This is a genomic window from Microbacterium sp. SORGH_AS_0428 (assembly GCF_031453615.1).
Classification (GTDB): Bacteria; Actinomycetota; Actinomycetes; order Actinomycetales; family Microbacteriaceae; genus Microbacterium.
In genome coordinates this window covers 1,508,057-1,531,258 of sequence record NZ_JAVIZT010000001.1, presented here as the reverse complement: position 1 = coordinate 1,531,258, position 23,202 = coordinate 1,508,057, and the positions used below count along the sequence as shown (strand labels likewise).

Genomic DNA, 23,202 nt, shown 5'->3' with positions numbered 1-23,202 from the left:
CGATGCCGCAGATCGTGTGGGTGGTTCTTTTCGTCCTCGTGTTCGCGAGCGTCGCGGCGTGGGTCGCGCGCCGGCTCCTGGGGATGCCGATCGGGTGGATCCGTCCGTTCGTCACCGGAGCGCTCGTCGTGGTGGCGGGCTCGCCCCTCGCGCTGTGGGCGCTGCAGCAGGCCGGTGTCGTCGACGGCGACGTGCTCGCCGTCGACGACGCGATCGGTGCGCTGTTCCTCCTGCTCACGATCGGATGGCTCTTCGCGATCGACGTGATCGCGATCGTCGCACTGGAGTTCCTGTGGCCGACCCGACCGATGCGCAACCCGGTCGTCGTCGTGCGCGAGCTGTTCCGACGCCGTGATCGCGCCCGCCGCTACGCCGAGATCATCTCCATCGCCTCCCGGCACGGGCTCGGCGTCTACCGCGGGCGGCACCGCCCCGATCGCGAGGAGCTGCCCGCCGCGATCGTGGCCGCGCTGAACGACGCCGGCGTCACCTTCATCAAGATCGGCCAGGTGCTCTCGGCCCGCGACGACGTGCTGCCGCCGGAGTTCACGACCGCCCTGTCGACGCTGCAGATGGAGACCGTGCCGATTCCGTGGAGCGAGGCGCGTCACGCGATCGAGACGCAGCTCGGCAGGCCCCTCGAGGAGGTCTTCGCGCGCGTCGACGAGACGCCGCTGGCGGCCGCATCCGTCGCGCAGGTGCACGCCGCGACGCTGCAGGACGGCGACGAGGTCGTGATCAAGATCCAGCGGCCGAGTGCACGCGCCCAGGTCGCGACCGATCTCGACATCGTCGAACGGCTGGCCGCGGACGCGGAGCGCCACACCACGTGGGCGCGTGACTACGGGGTGACGGCGCTGGCCGCGGAGTTCGCCAGATCGCTGCGGGAGGAGCTGGACTACCGCATCGAGGCGGCCAACACCGAGATGCTGCGGGGTGCGGCGGCCCGCTCGAAGCTCACACCGCTCGCCGTGCCGAAGGTCTTCGCTCAGTACACGACCGCGCAGATGCTCGTTCAGGAGCGCGCCGAGGGCATTCCGTTCGGCCACGTCGACGCGTCGACACTCGACCCGGATGCGGCGACGAGGATCGCCGACGCGGTCGTCGACGCCGTCTTCGAGCAGATCGCCGTTCGGGGCGTCTTCCACGCCGATCTGCACCCGGGCAATCTCATGCTCGCGGCCGACGGCACCGTCACCCTCATCGACTTCGGTTCGGTCGGCGTGCTCGAGAAGAGCATGCGCCGCCTGCTGCTGCCGCTGCTGGTGGCGATCGCGAACGAGGACGACGTCGCCGCGACCGACATCGTGCTCATGCTCGTGACCCCGCCCGACACCGACACCTTCGACCAGGTCGCGCTGCAGCACGACATCGGCGTGATCCTCACCCGCATGCACAACGCGGGTGTCGACCAGAACGTCTTCGCGGCCCTCGTGGACGTCATGCGCCATCATCGTCTCGCCCTGCCGCCCTCGCTCCTGCTGGTCTTTCGAACTCTGGCCTCGCTCGAGGGCTCACTGCGGCGCCTGCGCCACGACTACGACATGGTCGGCCGGGCGCTGTCGCAGGCGCCCGCCTTCACGCGCGCACTGACCTCGCCGAAGGGGTTCGCGCTCACGGCACAGACGCAGGCGGCGATCGTGGGCGAGCAGCTGCGGCGACTGCCGCGAACGCTCTCCACCCTCAGTCAGCAGCTCGAGGACGGCACCTTCTCGGTGCGCCTGCGCAGCTTCGACGACGCGACCGGTCGCGGGTTCGTGGAGCAGCTGTTCTCGCGCTTCACGACCACGCTGGTTGGCATCGCCCTCGTGATCTCGGCGGTCCTGCTGGGTGTCTCGGATGCGGGGCCGCATCTCACCGCTCAGGTGCCGCTGTTCCCGTTCCTCGGTGCGGTGGTCGGACTCGGCGGGCTGCTCCTGCTGCTGCGGAGCCTTCGCGCCGCCTTCGAGCGGCGGCGATAGCGCCCCGGCGACCCTCGGCGTCTCAGACCCGGCTAGCGTGGACGGGTGCGGCGAAGAAGCGACGGGATGCGGCGATGACCGCGTACAGCGCGGGGCTCCTCCTCTTCCGGCCCGACACCGCCGAGGTGCTGATCGCGCACATGGGCGGGCCCTTCTGGCAGCGCAAGCAGGCGGGGGCGTGGTCGATCCCCAAGGGGGAGTACGACCCCGCATCCGAAGATCCGCTCACCGCCGCTGAGCGCGAGTTCCAGGAGGAGCTGGGGCTCACGCCGCCCGCCGGGGAGCGGGTGGAGCTCGGCGAGTTCCGCTACTCGTCGGGCAAGCGCCTCCGGGTGTTCGCGCTCGACGCCGACGGTTTCGCCCTCGTCGGGATGCGGTTCGGCGAGTTCTCGCTCGAGTGGCCGCCCCATTCGGGGCGTACGGAGTCGTTCCCCGAGGTGGACCGCGCCGAATGGGTGCGGGTCGACGACGCGCGCGAGTTGCTGGTGGCTGCTCAGCGCCCCGTGCTCGACGCGCTCGCGCCGCATCTGGACGGCTGACGTTCCGGATGCGCTGTGTATACCCAAATGACCGAAACCGTCAGCGGTTGGCATCAACGGGCTGATTGTGCATACACTGTGCGAGTTCATCGGGCGATACGGGAGGAGGCGGGATGCGGGCGAGCGACCGTGCGTACCGCACACTTCTCGAGCAGATCCAGTCCGGTGAGCTGGCGCCGGGAACCGTGCTCGCCGAGGTGGAGCAGGCCCGCCGGCTCGGCGTGAGCCGCACGCCGCTGCGAGAGGCCATCGGACGCCTCGCCGCCGACGGGCTCGTCGCGCAGGCCTCGCCGCGGGTCACCGTCGTGACCGACATCGACGCCGACGACATCCGCGCCCTCTTCGCCGTGCGCCGTGCGCTCGAGGAGTCCGCTGCCCGCATCGCGGCGGAGCGCGTGGCCGACGGGGCTCCGGGTGAGCCGTTCGCCGCGCTCGCCGAACGCTGGGCGGCCGAGGACCCTCAGGCCGACGCGGACGCCTACTACGCCACGATCGCGCAGTTCGATCAGGCGCTGGACGCCGCCGTCGGCAACGACTATCTGATCGCCGCGCTGCGGACCGTGCGCACCCATCTCGTCCGCGTGCGCCGCCTCGCGCGCGACAATCCCGCACGCCTCGCCGCCTCCGCCGCCGAGCACCGCCTCATCGCGCGCGCCATCGCCGACGGCGACGCCGAACTCGCGGCCCACGCCACCCACGTGCACCTGCACCACGCACTGACCGCCATCCTCGCGTCGCTCGCCGACGCATCCGACGCCCCGCGCGTCGCACGATCCACCCCGGGAGCAGCATGATCACGCACCACCTCCGTGTCCACACGAGCGAGGAGAAGCTCGCCCGCGAGGGCCAGCTGGCCTGGCACATCGCCGAGGTCGCCACCGACCCCGTGGCGGTCGACGCGGACGTCGTCGACATGATCGTCAATCGGCTCATCGACAACGCGGCGGTCGCCGCCGCCTCCCTCACCCGTCGCCCCGTCGTCGCCGCTCGCCAGCAGGCGCTCGATCACGCCGTCTCCATCGGTGGTGCCGGTGCGACGGTGTTCGGATGCGCGCTCGAGCGCCGCACCTCGCCCGAGTGGGCGGCGTGGGCCAACGGCGTCGCCGTGCGCGAGCTTGACTATCACGACACCTTCCTCGCGGCGGACTACTCGCACCCGGGGGACAACATCCCGCCCATCCTCGCCGTCGCGCAGCACGTCGGCGCCGACGGACAGGCGCTCGCGCGGGGCATCGCGACCGGTTACGAGATCCAGATCGACCTCGTGCGCGCGATCAGCCTGCACAAGCACAAGATCGACCACGTCGCACACCTCGGCCCCTCGGCCGCGGCCGGCATCGGCACCCTGCTGGGCCTGGACACCGAGACGATCTACCAGGCCGTCGGGCAGGCGCTGCACACGACCACCGCGACCCGTCAGTCCCGCAAGGGAGAGATCTCGACCTGGAAGGCCCACGCCCCGGCGTTCGCCGGCAAGATGGCGGTCGAGGCCGTCGACCGCGCGATGCGCGGCGAGACCTCCCCTTCCCCCATCTACGAGGGCGAGGACGGCGTCGTCGCCTGGCTGCTCGACGGCAAGGACGCCTCCTACGACGTGCCGCTTCCCGCCGCGGGCGAGTCCAAGCGGGCGATCCTGGACTCGTACACGAAGGAGCACTCCGCCGAGTATCAGGCCCAGGCATGGATCGACCTGGCCCGCAAGCTCGGTACCGAGCGGCCCGAGCTGCGCGATCCCGCCAGCATCGCCTCGATCGTGCTGCACACCAGCCACCACACGCACTACGTGATCGGCTCCGGGGCGAACGATCCGCAGAAGTACGATCCGACCGCATCCCGCGAGACGCTGGACCACTCGATCCCGTACATCTTCGCGGTGGCGCTGCAGGACGGAACCTGGCACCACGTCGACTCCTATGCGCCCGAGCGTGCGGCGCGCGCGGACACCGTCGAGCTGTGGAACAAGGTGACCACGGCAGAAGACGCCGAATGGACCCGCCGCTATCACTCCGAGGACCCCGACGAGAAGGCATTCGGCGGTCGCGTGGTCATCACCCTCACCGACGGGTCGGTCATCGAGGACGAGATCGCCGTCGCCGACGCGCACCCGCTCGGAGCCCGGCCCTTCGTCCGCGAGGACTACGTCCGCAAGTTCCGGCTGCTGGCGGAGCCCGTGCTGGAGGCGGCGGAGATCGAGCGGTTCCTCGAGCTCGTGCAGCGCCTGCCGGAGCTGAACGCCGACGAGGTGCGCCAGCTCTCGATCGTCGCCAAGCCGGGGCTGCTGCTGTCGCAGCCGGCGCCGAAGGGGCTGTTCTGATGCTCGGATCGACGGCGTCCGCATCGGAGAAGCGCCGCGCGTTCCGCGCCGGTCTCGCGTCGGGTGGGCTGATGCGGCTCCCGGGCGCCTTCAATCCGCTGTCCGCGCGGCTGATCGAGCGCAAGGGCTTCGAGGGCGTCTACATCTCGGGCGCGGTGCTGTCGGCCGATCTCGGGCTTCCGGACATCGGCCTGACGACCCTGACCGAGGTCGCCGGACGCGGCGCTCAGATCGCCCGGACGACGGAGCTTCCGGCGCTCATCGATGCCGACACCGGATTCGGCGAGCCCATGAACGTCGCGCGCACCATCCAGATGCTCGAGGACGCCGGCGTCGCCGGCGCCCACATCGAGGATCAGATCAACCCGAAGCGCTGCGGTCACCTCGACGGCAAGGCCGTCGTGGACGAAGGGACGGCGCTGCGCCGCATCCGCGCCGCCGTCGACGCGCGCCGCGATCCCGACTTCCTCGTGATGGCGCGCACCGACATCCGCGCGATCGAGGGGTTGGATGCGGCGGTCGACCGCGCCAAGGCGCTCGTGGATGCGGGAGCGGATGCGATCTTCCCGGAGGCGCTGGCGACCCTCGATGAGTTCGAGGCGATGCGCAGAGCCGTCGACGTGCCGATCCTCGCCAACATGACCGAGTTCGGCAAGAGCGAGCTCTTCTCGGTCGATCAGCTCCGCGACGTGGGGGTCAACATCGTGATCTGGCCGGTCTCGTTGCTGCGCATCGCGATGGGCGCCGCCGAGCGCGCGCTGGACGACCTCGTCGACAAGGGACATCTGCGTGACAAGGTCGGCGAGATGCAGCATCGCGCCGAGCTCTACGACCTGATCGACTACGAGCAGTACAACAGCTTCGACGACAGCATCTTCACCTACACGCGTCCGTGACGCGCGGCCCAGCACGAAGGAGTGACATGACCGAGCAGGACCAGATCCGGAAGGGACTGGCGGGGGTGGTCGCCGACGAGACCGCCATCTCCAAGGTCAACCCCGAGACCAACTCGCTGCTGTACCGCGGCTACCCCGTGCAGGAGCTCGCCGCCACGCAGCCGGTCGAGGCGGTGGCGTACCTGCTGTGGCACGGAGAGCTGCCGAGCGACGAGCAGCTGGCAGAGCTCCGCCGCGCCGAGCGGGAGCATCGGCCGCTGACGGCGGCCGTGCAGTCGGCGATCGAACTCGTGCCGCTCGACGCGCATCCGATGGACGAGGTGCGCACGGCGCTGAGCGTGCTGGGCGCCGCGGACCTCGCCGGTGTCGGGTCCGTGCTCGATGCCGTCGGCACCCCCGAGGAGAACCTCGCGCGAAGCCTCCGGCTGTTCGCCGCGCTGCCGGCGATCGTCGCCTACGGTCAGCGCCGCCGCCGCGGGCAGCTCCCGATCCCGCCGCGCGACGATCTGGACTACGCGGCGAACTTCCTCTGGATGACCTTCGGCGAAGAGGCGGATGCGGTTGTCGTGGACGCCTTCAACCGATCGATGATCCTGTACGCCGAGCACTCGTTCAACGCCTCCACCTTCACGGGGCGGGTCATCGCCTCCACGCTCAGCGATCTGCACTCCGCGGTCGTCGGCGCGGTCGGTGCGCTGAAGGGTCCGCTGCACGGCGGTGCGAACGAGGCGGTGCTGCACATCTTCGATGAGATCGGCGAGGCGGAGAACGTCGCGGCCTGGCTCGACGACGCACTCGCGAACAAGCGCAAGATCATGGGCTTCGGCCACCGCGTCTACAAGCGCGGCGACTCGCGCGTGCCCACCATGAAGGCGGCGCTCGACGATCTCGTCGCCCACTACGACCGACCGGACGTGGCACGGCTCTATGACGCGCTCGAGAGCGAGTTCGTGGCACGCAAGGGCATCTACCCCAACCTCGACTACCCGTCGGGGCCCGCCTACAACCTCATCGGGTTCGACACGGTGACCTTCACCCCGCTGTTCGTCGCCGCGCGTGTCGTCGGCTGGACGGCCCACATCATGGAGCAGTACAGCCGCAACGCGCTCATCCGCCCGCTCTCGGTCTACAACGGCCCCGACGAACGGCACGTCGCCGGCTACGTCGCCGACGAGGCGGCAGAACATGTCAGCGAGCGGCCCGAAGAGAAGGGCTGAGCCCGTGCGCGAGGCGGTGCTGGTCGACGCGGTGCGCACGCCCTCGGGGCGGGGCAAGCCAGGAGGTGCGCTCAGCGGGGTGCATCCCGTGGACCTCGCCGCCGGCGTGCTGCGCGCCCTCGTCGAGCGCAACGGCCTCGAGGATGGCCTCGTCGACGACGTACTGCTCGGCTGTGTCAGCCAGGTCGGCGAGCAGTCCACGAACATCGCGCGCCACGCCGTGCTCGCGGCGGGTTTCGCCGAGACGGTGCCCGCCGCGACCTTCGACCGGCAGTGCGGCTCGGGGCAGCAGGCCGTCCAGTCGGCGGCGCACGCGATCATGGCCGGGACCGCCGACATCGTGATCGCCGGCGGCGTCGAGTCGATGAGTCGCGTGCCCCTCGGCTCGGCGGCCGCAGCCGGGTCCCCCGTCTCGCCGTTGCTCGGCGAGCGCTACCCGGAGGGGCTCGTCTCGCAGGGCATCGCCGCCGAGCTCATCGCCGCGAAGTGGCGCCTGTCGCGCCAGGCGCTGGACGCCTATGCGGCCGAGTCCCACCGCCGTGCCGCTGCGGCTGCTGCGGCGGGGCTGTTCGCCTCGCAGCTCGTGCCCGTCGAGACGTCGGCCGGTCTGGTCGAGCTCGACGAGACGATCCGTGTGCAGACGACCGCGGACGCGCTGGCGGGGCTGCCTCCGGCGTTTCGCACCGACGCCGCGGCGGCGCGCTTCCCCGCGCTGGAGTGGCGCGTCACCGCCGGATCGTCGTCGCCGCTGACGGACGGCGCCTCCGCTGCGCTGCTGATGAGCGCCGAACGCGCAGCGGAGCTCGGGCTGCGGCCGCGCGCCGTCCTGCGTTCGTTCGCGGTCGTGGGCGACGACCCGCTCATGATGCTCACCGCGCCGATCCCGGCGACGCGCCGCATCCTGGATCGCGCGGGGCTCACGATCGAGGACATCGACGCGTACGAGGTGAACGAGGCGTTCGCCTCGGTGCCGCTCGCCTGGCTGGAGGAGCTCGGCGCCGACCCCGCGCGGCTGAATCCGTGGGGCGGCGCGATCGCGCTCGGGCACGCGCTCGGCTCGTCGGGCACCCGCCTGCTCAGCACGCTCGTCGCCTACCTGGAGCACACCGGCGGTCGCCGGGGGCTGCAGGTGATGTGCGAGGGCGGGGGTATGGCGAACGCCCTGATCGTCGAACGGGTCTGAGGGGGAATTCCCCGGACAGTCGCCCTGCCGCGCGCGGGTGCGCTCATGCCACGATGGGCAGATGAGCACCTACGAGACGATCCTCGTCGAGCAGCACGGTCGCGTCGGGTGGATCACCCTGAATCGACCCGACGCCCTCAACGCCCTCAACTCGACCCTGGTGGGTGAGCTCGCCGCCGCCGTCGCCGGCTTCGACGCCGACGAGGGAGTCGGGGCGATCGTGCTGACCGGGAGTGAGCGCGCCTTCGCCGCCGGTGCCGACATCAAGCAGATGGCCGACAAGTCGACGCGTGACATGCTCGTGGACAACCCGTTCGCCGCCCTCGAAGAGGTGACACGGGCCCGCACCCCGCTGATCGCCGCGGTCGCCGGCTTCGCCCTCGGCGGTGGATGCGAGCTCGCCATGATCTGCGACATCATCCTGGCCGCCGACACGGCGCAGTTCGGTCAGCCCGAGATCGCCCTGGGTGTCATCCCGGGGCTCGGGGGCACCCAGCGGCTCACCCGTGCCGTGGGCGCGTACAAGGCCGCCGAGCTCGTGCTGACCGGTCGTCGCATGGGGGCCGAGGAGGCTGAGCGCGCGGGACTCGTCTCGCGCGTCGTGCCCGCGGCCGAGCTGCGGGATGCGGCGATGGAGGTCGCCGAAGCCATCGCCTCGAAGTCGCTGCCGGTGGTCTACGCGGCCAAGGAGGCGCTGCGCGCCGCGCAGGAGACGGTGCTGGCGGAGGGGCTCCGCTTCGAGAAGCAGAGCTTCGCGACGCTCTTCGCGCTCGAGGACCAGAAGGAGGGGATGGCCGCCTTCCGCGAGAAGCGTGCGCCTGAGTTCCGCCATCGCTGACACCGAGTGTCGTCTAGACTCGTCCTGTCGAAGGAGCACCGCCCCATGAGAATCGTCGTGCTGGTCAAAGAAGTCCCCGACACCTACGGTGACCGCGTCCTGGATCTCGAAACCGGACTCGCCGACCGCGCCGCCAGCGATCGCGTCATCGACGAGATCGGCGAGCGCGCCCTCGAGACCGCACTCTCCTACGCCGACGCACACCCCGGCACCGAGGTCGTGGCGATGATGATGGCCGCCGACGAGGCGACGCCCACGTTGCGCAAGGCCCTCGCGCTCGGCGCGGGCTCCGCCGTGCAGATCGTCGACGAAGCGCTCCGCGGCGCCGACCTGGGACTCACCGCCCAGGTGCTCGCCGCCGCCATCGCACGGACCGGCTTCGACCTCGTCATCGCGGGCAACCAGTCCACCGACGGTGTGGGCGGCGTGATCCCCGCCATGATCGCCGAGCGCCTGGGCGTCGCCTCCGCGACGGGCCTCGCCCGCGTCGAGCTCGCCGAGGACGCGGTCGAGGGCGATCGTCCCGGAGACGGCGCCGTGCGCCGCATCCGTGCCGAGCTGCCCGCCGTCATCTCGATCACCGAAGCGATGCCCGAAGCGCGGATGGCCGGCTTCAAGGGCGTCATGGCGGCGAAGAAGAAGCCCATCGAGACGCTGTCGCTCGCCGATCTCGGCATCGACGCGGACGACCCCGGTGTCGCGCGCTCGATCATGATCGCGATCGCCCCCCGGCCCGCGCGCGCGGCCGGACAGGTGATCGTCGACGAGGGCGACGGCGGCAACCGTCTCGCCGAGTTCCTGATCCAGAACCGCCTGGTCTGAGAGGTGACGACGATGACCGACTTCGCCGACGACACCGTCCTCGTGCTGCTCGAGAGCTCCGCGGCCGGGGGACTCGCCGCATCCGGCGCCGCACTCCTCGGGGCCGCATCCCGCGTGGGAACCCCCGTCGCGCTCGTCGTGGGCGACGCGGCGCTCGCCGCAACGGCCGGGGAGTGGGGTGCGCCTCGCGTGCTGGTCGCCCCCGGGGGTGAGGGTCTGGGCCTGGCCCAGGTCGACGCGCTCGCCGCGGCGGTGGCGCAGGTGGCGCCCGAGGCGGTGCTCGTCTCGCACTCGATCGACGGACGAGACGTCGCGGGCCGGCTCGTTGCGCGCCTGGGCGCGGCCCTCGCGGTCGACGTCGTCGGTCTCGATCGCGATGACGAGGGCGTGATCGCTCACCACTCCGTGTACGGCGGCGCATACTCCGTCGACGCGGCGGCGACCTTCGGGCCGCTCGTGGCGACGGTGCGCCAGGGAGCGGTCGAGGACCGTGCCGCGTCCGTCGAACCGATCGTCACGGAGCTGACGGTGACCCCGTCGGGTGCGCCGGCCGCATCCGTGCTGTCCACCGAGGTGGTGGAAAAGGCCTCCTCGCGTCCCGAGCTGCGGGGAGCAGCGCGGGTGGTGTCGGGCGGACGCGGGCTCGGTTCGGCCGAGAAGTTCGCCCTCGTGGAGCAGCTCGCCGACGCGCTCGGCGCCGCCGTCGGTGCGTCGCGCGCGGCGGTGGACGCGGGCTACATCCCCTACGAGCACCAGGTCGGACAGACCGGGGTCTCGGTGTCGCCGCAGCTGTACGTCGCGCTCGGGATCTCGGGCGCCATCCAGCACAAGGCCGGCATGCAGACCGCGAAGACCATCGTGGCCGTCAACAAGGACGCCGACGCGCCGATCTTCCAGATCGCGGACTTCGGCGTCGTCGGCGACGTGTTCCAGGTGGTGCCGCAGCTCATCGACGCTCTCGCGGCGAAGCGGGGCTGAGCGTGGCCGATCGCCCGCGTCGCGTGCGCCGAGGGCTCCCGCGCGTCGCAGGCGGGGAGCCGTGGCCCCCCGCATCCTTCGCCGCTGCGGTCGCCGAAGGTGCCGCGGGTGTTCCCGCCGAGCCCGCCGAACCCGTCGACGTTGCCGTCGCGGCCGTCGGTGCTCCCGCCGCGGCCGTCGAGCCCGTCGACGTTGCCGTCGAACCCGCCGTCGGTGCTCCCGCCGCGCCGGTCGATGTTCGAGGGACGCGTGATGCGGTGATCTCGGTTCCGGAGCCGCATCAGGGGTCCCTCGAACCTGAGGCCGGGGTCGGCGCGGACGCGACGCAGTCCGGTGTCGCGGGTGCGAAGCGGCGCCGGGGGCTGCCGAGGGTGCCCGGCGGCGAGCCGTGGCCTCCCGCATCCGTCGCTGCGTCGTCCGCGGGCGCGGCCGTGCGGCCCGTGCCGGTGTCGCGGATCGCGCCCGAGGAGGCTCCCGCTGACCCCGCCCCTCCCGTTGAAGGGACGCGCGATGTTGCGTTCTCGGGTTCCGGGCCGCATCAGGAGTCCCTCGAAGCGGATGCGCGGCCGATCCGGCGGGGCCTGCCGCGCGTCGCGGGCGGCGAGCCGTGGCCTCCGCCGGGACGCACGAGGCCGTCCGCCGCTGCGGCGCCCGCAGCGAACGCCGGCCCCGGCCCGGAGCCCGGCGACGCCGCGGGGTCCGGTTCCCCGGCGAACCCCGGTGCCGTCACGGAGTCCGATCCTGCCCCGGAGCCCGGCGACGCCGCGGGGTCCGGTTCCGCCACGGCGGAGCGGCCCGCGGCATCCGCCGCCGGATCCGCGCCTGCCCCCGGCGTTGAAGGGACGCGATCTGCGCCGGAGTCGGGCGCGGAGCCGCATCCGGAGTCCCTCGAACAGGGGAGTGCGGACATCGAACGGATGCGGGAACCGCTGCCGTTCACGCCGACGGTCTTCCCCGGCCGCACCGCGTTCGAGCGCCCCGCGCCGCGGCCGGAGCCGCGCCGCTACGGCCCGTTCACCGCGCTGCAGTGGGTGGGTGCGGGCATCGTGGCCGGCGCGGGGGCGTTGTTCGCGCTCGCGATGATCGTGTTCGCGACGCGGTGGCTCGTCTCGCTCGAGCCGCTGCGCGACTTCCTCGCAACCTACCCGGGCGAGTACCACCTCCCCGAGAGCGCCCCCGTGGGGCTGCCCGCCTGGCTGGGCTGGCAGCACTTCCTCAATGCGTTCTTCATGCTGCTGATCATCCGGTCCGGTCTGCAGGTGCGGCGCGAGAAGCGGCCGGCGGCGTTCTGGACGCCGCGGTGGAACAGCAAGCGCAAGACCAGCCTGACGATCTGGTTCCACCAGTCCCTGGATCTGCTGTGGCTCGCGAACGGGCTCGTGTTCCTCGTGCTGCTGTTCGTGACGGGGCAGTGGATGCGGATCGTCCCGACCAGCTGGGAGGTGCTGCCGAACGCGCTCTCCGCGACGCTGCAGTACGCGTCGCTGGACTGGCCGACCGAGAACGGGTGGGTGAATTACAACAGCCTGCAGCAGCTCGCCTACTTCACCACGGTCTTCATCGCGGCGCCGCTCGCGATCCTGACGGGCGTGCGGATGAGCGGACTCTGGCCGCGCAAGGCGGAGACCCTGAACCGCATCTATCCGATCGAATGGGCGCGCAAGGTGCACTTCCCGGTGATGCTGTACTTCGTCGCGTTCATCATCGTGCACGTCGCCCTCGTCTTCGCGACCGGTGCGCTGCGCAACCTCAACCACATGTACGCCGCGCAGGGATCGACGGATCCCACCGCATACGCGGACAACTGGGCCGGGTTCTGGATCTTCGCCGCATCCGTGCTCGTGATGGCCGGCGGATGGATCGCCGCGCGCCCCCTCGTGCTCGCGCCCATCGCGCGACTCTTCGGCACCGTCAGCGCCCGCTGACCCGCATCCCCCGCGGAGAAGGATGGGGCCGGGTCAGCGGGTGAAGCGGACCTCGGTCAGCGTCTCGCCGAGGAACGGCTCGGTGTGCGTCGCGCCGTCGAGGGCGAAGCCGTTGCGCGTGTAGAAGCGATGAGCGCGGGGGTTGTCGTCGGCGACCCACAGATACAGCTGCTCGCCAGGCTCGACCGCGGCGTCGAAGAGCTTCTGGCCGATGCCGGTGCCATGCCACGCATCCAGCAGGTAGATGAAGTACAGCTCGCGCTCGCGCGGGGCGTCCTCGTCGCGCGCGGGACCGGATCCGACGAAGCCCACGATCTCGCCCTCCACGAGCGCCGCGGACATGCGGTAGTCGGGGCCCTGCTCGGCCCAGTGGGTCCAGAGCTCGGCGAGCCTGCGGGGCGAGACGCGCTCCAGTGCGGCCTTGCTGATCAGGTGGTCGTAGGTCTCGTGCCAGCACGTGGCGTGCACGCGACCGAGGGCTTCGGCGTCCACGTCGCGTACCGGGCGGACGATCACATCGGTGGTGAGGTCGGCTTCCATGGCCAGACTCTACGCGGGCGGCACGACCGGCGGAAATCGGCTGCGCCGGGTCATTGCGGGCCACCATCGGCGACCCGGATGCGGCCGCCGCCGCTGTCGGATTCGTACAATCGACTGCCGCATCCTCCTGCCCTCTCCTACGATCTGACGTCGTGAACGTGATCTGGCGCACCCTGCTTCTGCTCGCCTCCTCCCGCCGCCGTTACCGTCGCGAAGGCGCGATGGACTCGCTCGGCGTCGGCCGCATCCGGCTGACGACGCTTCCCACCGACCTCGACGTCGTGGGGCACATGAACAACGGACGGTACCTGTCGCTGTTCGACCTCGGACGCTTCGACCTGCTCATGCGCACCGGACTCTGGGACCTCATGCGCGAGCGCGGCTGGTATCCGGTCGTCGCCAACGCGACCATCAGCTACCGCAAGTCGCTGCATCTGTGGCAGCGCTTCGACGTCGAGTCGCGCGTCATCGCTGCCGACGACCGCGCCGTCTACCTCGAGCACCGTGCCGTCGTCGACGGCGAGATCTACGCGCAGCTCATCGCCCGCGGCCGTTTCGCGCGCCGCTCCGGCGGCACCGTCGGGCTCGCCGAGCTGTTCGAGGCGCTCGGCCAGGACCCCGCCACCGTGCCGGCTCCCGAGGAGTGGATGCTGCGCTGGGCGGAGGATGTGGCCCTCCCGTCGACGCGTCGCCCCGCGCCCAGCATCTGGCGCTGAACCGGCGCCGCCGGCGGGCTCGTGTCACGCCGTCGGCGCCGCCGGGCCCCGACGTAGGCTGAGCGCATGTCCTCCAGCACCGAGGCGGGGGCGCCACGAGCGCCGCGTCCCGCATCCCTCGCCGTCGACGCGGTCACCCTCGCGCGACGTTGGGTCACCGAAGCCGCCGACGCCCACGCTGACCCCGCGGCGGAGCGCCTCGCGGGAGTGCTGCGCGACCCCAACGGACTGCCTTTCACGATCGGGTTCGTCGACGGCGTCATGCGCCCCGAGAGCCTGTCGGCGGCGGCAGCGAACCTCAGCCGCATCGCCCCGCTCGTGCCCGACTTCCTGCCCTGGTACCTGCGTTCCGCCGTGCGGGTCGGAGGGGCCGTCGCCCCCGCGGTGCCCACGCCGGTCGTGCCGATCGCCCGCCGCGCGCTGCGCGACATGGTCGGCCACCTCATCGTCGATGCGCGCCCCGACAAGCTCGGTGCGGCGATCGCGAAACTGCGCGAGGGCGGCGCGAAGCTGAACCTGAACCTGCTGGGTGAGGCGGTGCTGGGCGAGAACGAGGCGCGGCGTCGACTCGACGGAATCCACGAGCTCATCCGCCGATCCGACGTCGACTACGTCTCGGTCAAGGTCTCGGCCATCGCCGGGCACATCTCGCTCTGGGCGTTCGACGATGTCGTCGAGCGCGTCGTGGAGCGTCTGCTGCCGCTGTACCTCAGCGCCGCCACCGACGGCACCTTCATCAACCTCGACATGGAGGAGTACCGCGACCTCGACCTCACGATCGCGGTGTTCACCCGCATCCTCGAGGACGAGCGGCTCTCGCATCTCGAGGCGGGGATCGTGCTGCAGGCGTACCTGCCCGACGCTCTCCCGGCACTACAGGAGCTGACCGCCTGGGCGCGACAGCGCGTCGAGCATGGCGGCTCCGGCATCAAGGTGCGTCTGGTGAAGGGCGCGAACCTCGCGATGGAGCGCGTCGACGCCATCATGCACGGCTGGCCGCAGGCGCCGTACGACACGAAGCTCGACACCGACGCGAACTATCTGCGCTGCCTCGACTGGGCGCTGGACGCCGACCACGCCGCCGCCGTCCGTGTCGGTGTCGCCGGTCACAACCTCTTCGACGTCGCCTACGCGTGGCTGCTCGCCGGAGAGCGCGGCGTGCGCGAGCGCATCGAGTTCGAGATGCTCCTGGGCATGGCCGCGGGGCAGGTCGCCGCGGTCTCGCGCGATGTGGGCACGGTGCTGCTCTACGTGCCGGTCGTGCGCCCCGACGAGTTCGACGTGGCGATCAGCTACCTCGTGCGCCGACTCGAGGAGAACGCCTCCAGCGAGAACTTCCTCTCCGCCGCGTTCGACCTCGACACCGATCCCGAGCTGTTCGCGCGCGAGCGCGACCGTTTCCTCGCCTCGATCGAACGGTCGACGGATGCGGCGCTGCGCACCGGACCCCGCCGCGGGCAGAACCGCCTGCAGAGCGCAGCGGATGCGGCCGAGCCCGCCATCCTGCGCGACCCCGCACCCACGCAGGAGGTCGCCGGACTCACCCAGGCCGTGCTCGGCATCGCCGCGGACCGCACCGAACCGGACGCGCATTCGGTGCTGTTCGGCGGCGCGGAGTTCGTCGAGACGGCGGTCTTCTCCCCGCGCGAGTCCAACGCCGGCGTGCACGGGGCCCCGGGGTTCCGTCCCGCCGCCGACACCGATCCCGCCCTTCCCGCCAACCGCGAGTGGGCGCAGCGCATCATCGAGCGGATCGAGACCTCGACCGCGGGCGACGCGACCATCGGCGCAGCCCGGATCGGCGACACCGACACGCTCGAGCGCACGATCGCGCGCGTGCGGGAGGCAGCCGCCGCCTGGGGCTCGCTGCCCGCGGCCGACCGCGCCGTGGTGCTGCAGGCGGCCGCGCGATCCCTCGAGGCGCGGCGCGATCTGCTGATCGAGGTCGCCGCATCCGAGACCGGCAAGGTGCTGGCCGAGGCGGACGTCGAGGTGAGCGAGGCGGTGGACTTCGCCAACTATTACGCGGCCACCGCGCGCGAGCTGGACCGGGTCGCGGGTGCCGTCTTCGTCCCGGCGCGGCTGACGGTCGTCGCGCCGCCGTGGAACTTTCCGCTCGCGATCCCCGCGGGAGGCGTGCTCGCGGCCCTCGCGGCGGGATCCGGCGTGGTGTTCAAGCCGGCGCCGCAGGCGCGCCGCTCGGCGGCGGTCGTCGCCGAGGCGCTGTGGGATGCGGGCGTACCCCGCGACCTGCTCGCCCTCGTCGACATCGACGAGGGCGAGCTGGGACAGCAGCTCATCTCCCATCCCCACGTGGACCGGGTGATCCTCACCGGCTCGTGGGAGACCGCGCAGCTGTTCCGCTCCTGGCGGCCCGATCTGCCGCTGCTGGCCGAGACGAGTGGCAAGAACGCCATCATCGTCATGCCGTCGGCCGATCTCGACCTCGCCGCATCCGATCTCGTCAGGAGCGCGTTCGGGCATGCCGGACAGAAATGCTCCGCCGCATCCCTTGCGATCCTCGTCGGATCGGTGGGGCGCTCGGCCCGCTTCGCGCGCCAGCTCGTCGATGCCACGCGCTCACTCGTGGTCGCGTCGCCCGCCGACGCCGCCGCAGAGGTGGGCCCCGTGATCGAGCCGCCGCAGGGCAAGCTGGCGTGGGCGCTGACCACGCTCGACGACGGCGAGAAGTGGCTCGTGGAACCCGAGCAGATCGACGGCGCGCCCGAGCTGGCGGGACGACTGTGGCGTCCCGGCATCCGCACGGGCGTCGCGCCGGGGTCGCGCTTCCATCTCGAGGAGTTCTTCGGTCCGGTGCTGGGTGTCATGCACGCCTCGTCGTTGGCCGAGGCGATCGAGCTGCAGAATGCGGTCGCCTACGGGCTGACGGCCGGCCTTCACACCCAGCATCCCGACGACCTCGCGCTGTGGCTCGATCGCGTCGAGGCGGGCAACCTCTACGTGAACCGGGGCATCACGGGCGCGATCGTGCAGCGCCAGCCGTTCGGGGGCTGGAAGCGCTCATCGGTGGGGGCCGGAACGAAGGCCGGCGGCCCGAACTACCTGATCGGTCTCGGGAGCTGGCGACCCACCGCTGTCAGCGGCTCGACCACGCTGCACCTGCGCGGGCTCGACTCCCGCATCACCGCGATCATCGAAGCAGCCCAGCCGTCGCTGGACTACGACCGCTTCGAGTGGCTTCGCCGTGCCGCGCTGTCGGATGCGGTGGAGTGGGATCGCGAGTTCGGCCGGATCAAGGATGTGACGGGACTCGGCATCGAGCGGAACCTGTTCCGGTACCGGTCGGTCGATGTGGCCGTGCGGGCGACCGCGGGTGCGGAGGTGCAGGAGGTGCTGCGCGTCGCGCTCGCCGCTCTGCGCGCCGGCTCCGCCGCATCCCTGAGCACGGCGACGGGGCTTCCGCCGGCGGTGCGCCGCTCCCTGGGCGAGGCGGGTCTCACGGTGCACGTCGAGACCGATGCGCAGTGGATCGAGCGCCTCACCCGGGCCGAGGCGGATGCGGCGGGTGTCAGCGTCAAGCCGCGCGTCGCCCGAGCACGGCTCGTGGGGCCCGCGTCCGAGACCGGCATCCTGCACCGAACGCTCGCCGAGGCGATCGCCGGAGACCCGGATCTCGCCGTCTACGCGAACCCGGTCACCACGGCGGGGCGCCTCGAGCTGTTGCCGTTCCTGCACGAGCAGGCCATCGCGATCACCGCGCACCGCTTCGGCAACCCCGACGCGTGGAGCGAAGCGGTCATCTGAGGCCCTGAGCGCGGTCCGACCCGCATCCGTGTCCCACTTGCCGCAGAGATCAGGTCCGATTCCTGCGGCAAGTGGGACACGCGGTGCGGCAAGTGGGACATGCCGCGCGGGGCGGGGCGAGGGTCAGTCGCGCAGGTCTCGCCGGGTGAGCGGGCGGTCCGCGGTGGGCACGGGGCCGGTGTCGGGCGCAACCAGCGCACCCGCATCCGCCGCGGCGGCCTGCGCGAGCACGGCCGGGTCGTCGGCTTCGTATGCGGCGGCCGCCTCATCCGCCGCCTCCTGCAGCGCGGACTTCGCCCGCAGCGGGGGCGTGCGGAAGAACAGCGTCAGCACGAAGGCGAGCAGCACGACGCCCAGCGCCACCCGGTAGACCACGGTCGCCGAGTCGTTGAAGCCGACGAGGATCGGCGCGGTCAGGCGGGGGTCGGCGCCGTTCAGGAACGACGTGTCGTTCATGACCGAGCCGTCGAAGCTCTGGTCGTCGCTCTTCGTGGCGAGGGCCTCCTGCACCTGCGGCACGGCTTGGGCGACGAACGCCTCACGGGCGGGGTCGTTCGACAGATCGACGGATGCGGCACTCGCCGCCTGCTGCAGATTCGCCACGATCGGGTCGTAGATCGTCTTCATGATCGCCGCGTTCTCGGGAGCCTGGGTGACCGCAGGATCGAGTGCCGCCTCCAGCGCGTTCGTGACGGTCGTCTCATCGGCGAACGAATTCTGGATGTTCGCGGGCACCAGCGTGAACAGGAGCGAGAGCAGCACCGCCGTGCCGAGCGTGCCACCGATCTGGCGGAAGAAGGTCGACGCGCTCGTGGCCACACCCATGTCGCGCAGGCCGACGGAGTTCTGGCTGGCGATCGTCAGCGTCTGCATGAGCTGGCCGAGTCCGAGGCCGAGCAGCAGCATCGCGCCGGCCAGGAACCAGTACGAGCTGTCGACGCGGAGGAAGGTCAGCAGCACGTAGCCGCCCGAGAGGAACAGCGTGCCCAGGATCGGGAACATGCGGTACCGGCCGGTGCGGGCGATGATCTGGCCGCTCGCGATCGAGGCGATCATGAGTCCGAGGATCATCGGCAGCATCTGGAAGCCGCTCTCGGTGGGCGTGGCGCCCAGCACGAGCTGCAGGTACAGCGGCAGGGTCAGCATCGCTCCGAACATGCCGAAGCCCACGAGCACGCCGATGACGGTGGCCATCGAGAACGTCGATGAGTGGAACAGGCTCAGCGGGATGAGCGCATCTGTCTTCATGGCGCGCTCGACGAACACGAACGCGACCGCGCCCAGGGCGCCCACGACGTAGCAGGCGATGGCGATGGGGGAGTCCCAACCCCATTCGCGGCCCTGCTCGGCCACCAGCAGCAGCGGGACGAGGGCGACCACGACGAGCGCCGCGCCCCACCAGTCGATGCGCACGGACTCGCGCGGGTGGTGCGGGATGTGCAGGAAGCGCACGACGATGAACAGGGCGATGATGCCGATCGGCACGTTGATGAGGAACACCCAGCGCCATCCGGCGATCCACAGGATCTCGTTCGCACCGGAGAAGAGGCCTCCGACGAGGGGGCCGATGACGCTCGAGATGCCGAACACGGCGAGGAAGTACCCCTGGTACTTGGCCCGCTCGCGCGGCGCGAGGATGTCGCCCATGATCGCCAGCGGCATCGACATCAGACCGCCGGCGCCGAGACCCTGCACCGCGCGGAAGGCGGCGAGCTGCACCATGTCGGTCGAGAAGCTCGCGAGCACGGAGCCCACGATGAACACGATGATGGCGAAGAGGAACAGCGGGCGGCGACCGAAGATGTCGGAGAGCTTGCCGTAGATGGGTGTGGCGATCGTCGAGACGATCAGGTAAGCGGTCGTCACCCAGGCCTGCAGGCTCAGCCCGTGCAGGTCGTCGCCGATCGTGCGGATCGCCGTGCCGACGATGGTCTGGTCGAGCGCGGAGAGGAACATGCCGGCCATGAGGCCGAAGATCACCAGCAGGATGGCGCGGTGCGTCATCACGGGCTGGTCGGTGCGCGCAGTCTCGGACATGGAGCCTCCGGTGGGATGAGGCGGAAAAAGTTGACTATCCGCAACTATCGGACGTCTGATCATAGACCCGCTCTGTGACCACCGGACGCCACGGGGTCATCGACGCGGAGGGGATGCGGTCGGGGCCATCGCCCGCCGCATCCCCTCCTCGCTCGTCGGCGTCAGGCGTCGATGCCCGCAGAGAACGACAGGCGTTCGACCTCGTCCGCGGTCAGCTCCAGATCGGCCGCCTTCGCGCTGTCGGTGATGGACGCGGCACGCCGCGCGCCCGGGATCGGGATCACGGTGTCGGCGAGCGCGAGCTCCCACGCAAGCACGACCTGCTGTGGGCTGACGCCGTGCGCCTGGCCGACCTCGGAGAACACGCGGAAGCGCTCGCCGACCGAGCGTCCGCCGCCGCCGGTGCCGCCGAGCGGGCTCCAGGGCAGGAACGCGAGTCCCGCATCCGCGCAGTAGGTCAGCTCCTTGTAGCTGCCGGGGTGACGCGGCGAGAACTCGTTCTGCACGCTCACGAGCGCATCGCCGAGAACCTCCTGGGCGATCTGGATCTCCTCGATGCTCGCGTTCGAAATGCCGAGGGCCCGCACCTTGCCCTCGTCGTGCAGCGTCTTGAGGTTCTGCATGATCTCGCCGTAGACGATCCACCGGTCGGGGCGGTGGTACTGGTACAGGTCGATGACATCGGTGCCGAGGCGGCGCAGCGACGACTCGACGGCGCCGCGCAGGTAGGGCAGCGAGCCGTCGCGGCCGAAGTCCTTCTGCTCGGTGCGGGTGATGCCGCCCTTCGTCGTCACCACGATCGACGACCTGTCGCCGCCCCAGGAGGCGAGCGCCTCGGCGACGAGCTCCTCGTTGTGCCCCATCGTGTCCCAGCTCGGAGCGTAGATGTCGGCCGTGTCGATGAGCGTCACGCCGGCGTCGAGAGCCGCGTGCACGGTCGCGATCGCGCTCTGCCGGTCGGGGAGCTCGTTGTCGTTGTTCATCGAGAGAGGCATGGCTCCGAGGCCGATGGCCGAGACGGAGAACGGGCCGAGGGTGCGCTGCTTCATGGGTCTCCTTCGACAGGTGGTGTGTTCTCCAGACTGGCACGACAGCATCCGGGTACGCGCTTCCGGTCGTGATACCTCTCGTCGTGCGAGAATGTCATCCGGCGTGCCCGTGTCGCCGGCTCTCTGACAGCTCCGCCGGGCCCCAGGACAGCGTCCGCCGTGTGCCGAAGGAGCTGAATGTCCACCGCATCCGTGCCCTCATCCCGTATCGCCCAGCGTCGCAGCTACCTGATGTGCCGTCCCGAGCACTTCACGGTCAGCTACTCCATCAATCCGTGGATGCGGCCCGCCGACCCGACCGACACGGCCAAGGCCGTCGCGCAGTGGCAGACGCTGTACGACGCCTACGTCGCGCTCGGTCACGAGGTGCGCCTCATCGACGGCGTGCCCGGGCTTCCCGACATGGTCTACACGGCCAACGGCGGCTTCGTCATCGACGGCACCGCCTACGGCCCGAAGTTCCGCTTCGCCGAGCGCGCCGACGAGGCGGAGCCGTTCATGGACTGGTTCGCCGCCAATGGGTTCCGCGTCGCCCGCCCCGAGGAGGTCAACGAGGGCGAGGGTGACTTCCTGCTGGTCGGGAACACGATCCTCGCCGGCACCGGCTTCCGCTCCACCGGCGACAGCCACCGCGAGGTCGGAGAGGTGTTCGACCGCGAGGTCGTCTCGCTGACACTCGTGGACCCGCGGTTCTACCACCTCGACACCGCGATCGCGGTGCTCGACCCTGTCGAGGGCCCCGGCGGCGTCGAGAAGGCCAACATCGCCTACCTCCCCGGCGCGTTCGACGAGCAGAGCCAGAAGGTGCTCGCCGAGCGCTACCCCGACGCCATCCGGGTCTCGGATGCGGACGGCGACGTCTTCGGGCTCAACTCCGCCAGCGACGGCTACAACGTGTTCATCTCGCCCCGCGCCAAGGGATTCGAGGCGCAGCTGCGCGAGCGCGGATACAACCCCGTGCTGATCGACCTGTCCGAGCTGCTTCTGGGCGGCGGCGGCATCAAGTGCTGCACGCTCGAACTGCGCCGATGACGTCGATGAAGGAGACCGACATGTCTGTGCTGGACACCACCACGAGCGACATCATCACGGCCGAGGACGCGCACCTCGCCCACAACTACCACCCGCTGCCGGTCGTCATCTCCCGCGGCGAGGGATCGTGGGTCACCGACGTCGAGGGCAAGCGCTACCTCGACCTGCTGTCGGCGTACTCGGCCCTCAACTTCGGGCACCTGCATCCGGCGATCGTGGCGGTCGCGCAGGAGCAGCTCACGCGTCTCACCCTGACGAGCCGGGCCTACCACAACGACCAGCTGGGCGTCTTCGCGGCGGCGCTCGCCGAGCTCTGCGGCAAGGACCTCGTGCTGCCGATGAACACGGGCGCCGAGGCTGTCGAGACCGCGATCAAGGTCGCCCGCGCGTGGGCGTACCGGGTGAAGGGGGTCTCCGCCGGTGCGGCGGAGATCGTGGTCGCGGGCGGCAACTTCCACGGGCGCACGACGACCATCGTCGGCTTCAGCGACGACCCCGAGGCGCGCGGCGATTTCGGCCCGTTCACGCCCGGGTTCGCGGCGGTGCCGTTCGGCGACCCGGACGCCCTCGAGGCGGCCATCACCGACAACACGGCGGCCGTTCTGATCGAGCCGATCCAGGGCGAGGCCGGCGTCATCGTGCCTCCGGCGGGATACCTCGCCGCGGTGCGCGAGATCTGCACCCGACGCAAGGTGCTGTTCATCGCCGACGAGATCCAGTCCGGCCTCGGACGCACCGGCTACACGTTCGCGTGCGAGCGCGAGGGCGTCGTGCCCGACATGTACGTGCTCGGCAAGGCGCTGGGCGGCGGCATCCTTCCCGTGTCCGCCGTCGCGGCCGACGCGGCGGTGCTGGGCGTCATCCGTCCGGGAGAGCACGGCTCGACGTTCGGCGGCAACCCGCTGGCCGCAGCCGTGGGCCATCGCGTGGTCGAGATGCTCGCCACGGGCGAGTTCCAGCAGCGTGCGAAGGCCCTCGGCGAGCACCTCGAGCAGCGGCTGAACGACCTCGTCGGACACGGCGTCACGGCGGTGCGCGTCGCGGGCCTGTGGGCCGGCGTCGACATCGACCCCGCGCAGGGGACCGCGCGCGAGGTCGCCGAGCGGCTGCTCGGGCGCGGCGTGCTCGTGAAGGACACCCACGGTCAGACCATCCGCATCGCGCCGCCGCTCGTCGTGCGCGCGACGGAGTTGGACTGGGCCATCGAGCAGCTGAAGCTCGTCCTCACCGCCTGAGGCGCGCGACATCGTTCACGCGCGGGTGGCCCGCATCCCCCTCCGTGTCTCACTTGTGCACGTTTGGGGTGCGCTGCGCGTGCATAAGTGAGACACGGATGCGGGTGTAGCACCGGCACCGGCACCGGCACCGGCACCGGCACCAGTACCGGCGG

18 protein-coding genes are annotated in these 23,202 nt (G+C 71.1%); 15 read left to right on the top strand and 3 right to left on the bottom strand.

The genetic code is table 11. The annotated features are described in order from the left end of the window. Positions 1-2: 2 nt before the first annotated feature. The 11 genes from QE374_RS07180 to QE374_RS07130 all read left to right on the top strand — a co-directional run bounded on the left by QE374_RS07180 (position 3) and on the right by QE374_RS07130 (position 12,673). Positions 3-1,961 (top strand): AarF/UbiB family protein, encoded by a 1,959-nt coding sequence (locus QE374_RS07180; protein ID WP_309733458.1) that lies wholly within the window; start codon positions 3-5, stop codon positions 1,959-1,961. A gap of 74 nt (positions 1,962-2,035) precedes the next feature. Then, the gene (locus tag QE374_RS07175; RefSeq protein ID WP_309733456.1) at positions 2,036-2,500 is read left to right on the top strand and encodes an NUDIX domain-containing protein; all 465 of its coding nucleotides are present in this window, start codon (positions 2,036-2,038) and stop codon (positions 2,498-2,500) included. A gap of 113 nt (positions 2,501-2,613) precedes the next feature. Beyond that, the gene (locus QE374_RS07170) at positions 2,614-3,294 is read left to right on the top strand and encodes a GntR family transcriptional regulator (protein WP_309733454.1); all 681 of its coding nucleotides are present in this window, start codon (positions 2,614-2,616) and stop codon (positions 3,292-3,294) included. After that, on the top strand, positions 3,291-4,814 hold the full coding sequence (locus QE374_RS07165; protein ID WP_309733452.1) for an MmgE/PrpD family protein: 1,524 nt from the start codon (positions 3,291-3,293) through the stop codon (positions 4,812-4,814). The genes QE374_RS07170 and QE374_RS07165 overlap by 4 nt, the downstream gene beginning before the upstream one ends. Beyond that, positions 4,814-5,710, top strand: a complete 897-nt coding sequence (gene prpB / locus QE374_RS07160; RefSeq protein WP_309733450.1) for a methylisocitrate lyase — start codon at positions 4,814-4,816, stop codon at positions 5,708-5,710. The genes QE374_RS07165 and prpB overlap by 1 nt, the downstream gene beginning before the upstream one ends. Before the next feature lie 26 nt (positions 5,711-5,736). After that, a complete protein-coding gene (locus QE374_RS07155) occupies positions 5,737-6,927 on the top strand; it encodes a bifunctional 2-methylcitrate synthase/citrate synthase (protein ID WP_309733449.1) in 1,191 nt (396 codons plus the stop codon). Between the two features lie 4 nt (positions 6,928-6,931). After that, a complete protein-coding gene (locus QE374_RS07150; RefSeq protein WP_309733447.1) occupies positions 6,932-8,110 on the top strand; it encodes a thiolase family protein in 1,179 nt (392 codons plus the stop codon). Between the two features lie 61 nt (positions 8,111-8,171). Continuing rightward, positions 8,172-8,948, top strand: a complete 777-nt coding sequence (locus QE374_RS07145; RefSeq protein WP_309733445.1) for an enoyl-CoA hydratase-related protein — start codon at positions 8,172-8,174, stop codon at positions 8,946-8,948. A 45-nt stretch (positions 8,949-8,993) separates the two neighbouring features. Then, a complete protein-coding gene (locus QE374_RS07140; protein WP_309733444.1) occupies positions 8,994-9,770 on the top strand; it encodes an electron transfer flavoprotein subunit beta/FixA family protein in 777 nt (258 codons plus the stop codon). A 12-nt stretch (positions 9,771-9,782) separates the two neighbouring features. Next, positions 9,783-10,748 (top strand): electron transfer flavoprotein subunit alpha/FixB family protein, encoded by a 966-nt coding sequence (locus QE374_RS07135; RefSeq protein WP_309733442.1) that lies wholly within the window; start codon positions 9,783-9,785, stop codon positions 10,746-10,748. Between the two features lie 2 nt (positions 10,749-10,750). Continuing rightward, entirely contained in the window at positions 10,751-12,673 is a 1,923-nt protein-coding gene (locus QE374_RS07130; protein WP_309733439.1) for a cytochrome b/b6 domain-containing protein, read from the top strand. A 33-nt stretch (positions 12,674-12,706) separates the two neighbouring features. Here QE374_RS07130 and QE374_RS07125 read toward each other — a convergent pair whose 3' ends face one another. Further along, a complete protein-coding gene (locus QE374_RS07125) occupies positions 12,707-13,213 on the bottom strand; it encodes a GNAT family N-acetyltransferase (RefSeq protein ID WP_234073760.1) in 507 nt (168 codons plus the stop codon). 152 nt (positions 13,214-13,365) lie between these two features. Here QE374_RS07125 and QE374_RS07120 point away from each other — a divergent pair, with 152 nt between their 5' ends. Then, positions 13,366-13,929, top strand: coding sequence for an acyl-CoA thioesterase (locus QE374_RS07120; RefSeq protein WP_309733437.1), 564 nt, complete (start codon positions 13,366-13,368; stop codon positions 13,927-13,929). A 66-nt stretch (positions 13,930-13,995) separates the two neighbouring features. Continuing rightward, entirely contained in the window at positions 13,996-17,694 is a 3,699-nt protein-coding gene (locus tag QE374_RS07115; RefSeq protein ID WP_309733434.1) for a proline dehydrogenase family protein, read from the top strand. Positions 17,695-17,817: 123 nt separating this feature from the next. Here QE374_RS07115 and QE374_RS07110 read toward each other — a convergent pair whose 3' ends face one another. Further along, complete coding sequence (locus QE374_RS07110) at positions 17,818-19,731, bottom strand: MDR family MFS transporter (RefSeq protein ID WP_309733431.1); 1,914 nt, start codon at positions 19,729-19,731, stop codon at positions 17,818-17,820. Between the two features lie 161 nt (positions 19,732-19,892). After that, positions 19,893-20,780, bottom strand: coding sequence for an aldo/keto reductase (locus QE374_RS07105; RefSeq protein ID WP_309733429.1), 888 nt, complete (start codon positions 20,778-20,780; stop codon positions 19,893-19,895). Between the two features lie 177 nt (positions 20,781-20,957). Between QE374_RS07105 and ddaH the strand changes: the two genes are divergently transcribed. Together ddaH and rocD are read left to right on the top strand one after the other, a co-directional pair. After that, the gene (gene ddaH / locus QE374_RS07100) at positions 20,958-21,812 is read left to right on the top strand and encodes a dimethylargininase (RefSeq protein ID WP_309733427.1); all 855 of its coding nucleotides are present in this window, start codon (positions 20,958-20,960) and stop codon (positions 21,810-21,812) included. A gap of 20 nt (positions 21,813-21,832) precedes the next feature. Then, the gene (gene rocD, locus QE374_RS07095; protein WP_309733425.1) at positions 21,833-23,047 is read left to right on the top strand and encodes an ornithine--oxo-acid transaminase; all 1,215 of its coding nucleotides are present in this window, start codon (positions 21,833-21,835) and stop codon (positions 23,045-23,047) included. Positions 23,048-23,202 lie beyond the last annotated feature (155 nt).

Excerpts from the sequence above, each read along its gene's own strand:
- QE374_RS07180 (WP_309733458.1), top strand. The coding sequence starts at position 3 with ATGCCGCAGATCGTGTGGGTGGTTCTTTTCGTCCTCGTGTTCGCGAGC.
- QE374_RS07175 (WP_309733456.1), top strand. The coding sequence starts at position 2,036 with ATGACCGCGTACAGCGCGGGGCTCCTCCTCTTCCGGCCCGACACCGCC.
- QE374_RS07170 (WP_309733454.1), top strand. The coding sequence starts at position 2,614 with ATGCGGGCGAGCGACCGTGCGTACCGCACACTTCTCGAGCAGATCCAG.
- QE374_RS07165 (WP_309733452.1), top strand. The coding sequence starts at position 3,291 with ATGATCACGCACCACCTCCGTGTCCACACGAGCGAGGAGAAGCTCGCC.
- prpB (WP_309733450.1), top strand. The coding sequence starts at position 4,814 with ATGCTCGGATCGACGGCGTCCGCATCGGAGAAGCGCCGCGCGTTCCGC.
- QE374_RS07155 (WP_309733449.1), top strand. The coding sequence starts at position 5,737 with ATGACCGAGCAGGACCAGATCCGGAAGGGACTGGCGGGGGTGGTCGCC.
- QE374_RS07145 (WP_309733445.1), top strand. The coding sequence starts at position 8,172 with ATGAGCACCTACGAGACGATCCTCGTCGAGCAGCACGGTCGCGTCGGG.
- QE374_RS07140 (WP_309733444.1), top strand. The coding sequence starts at position 8,994 with ATGAGAATCGTCGTGCTGGTCAAAGAAGTCCCCGACACCTACGGTGAC.
- QE374_RS07135 (WP_309733442.1), top strand. The coding sequence starts at position 9,783 with ATGACCGACTTCGCCGACGACACCGTCCTCGTGCTGCTCGAGAGCTCC.
- QE374_RS07125 (WP_234073760.1), bottom strand. The coding sequence starts at position 13,213 with ATGGAAGCCGACCTCACCACCGATGTGATCGTCCGCCCGGTACGCGAC.
- QE374_RS07115 (WP_309733434.1), top strand. The coding sequence starts at position 13,996 with ATGTCCTCCAGCACCGAGGCGGGGGCGCCACGAGCGCCGCGTCCCGCA.
- QE374_RS07110 (WP_309733431.1), bottom strand. The coding sequence starts at position 19,731 with ATGTCCGAGACTGCGCGCACCGACCAGCCCGTGATGACGCACCGCGCC.
- QE374_RS07105 (WP_309733429.1), bottom strand. The coding sequence starts at position 20,780 with ATGAAGCAGCGCACCCTCGGCCCGTTCTCCGTCTCGGCCATCGGCCTC.
- ddaH (WP_309733427.1), top strand. The coding sequence starts at position 20,958 with ATGTCCACCGCATCCGTGCCCTCATCCCGTATCGCCCAGCGTCGCAGC.
- rocD (WP_309733425.1), top strand. The coding sequence starts at position 21,833 with ATGTCTGTGCTGGACACCACCACGAGCGACATCATCACGGCCGAGGAC.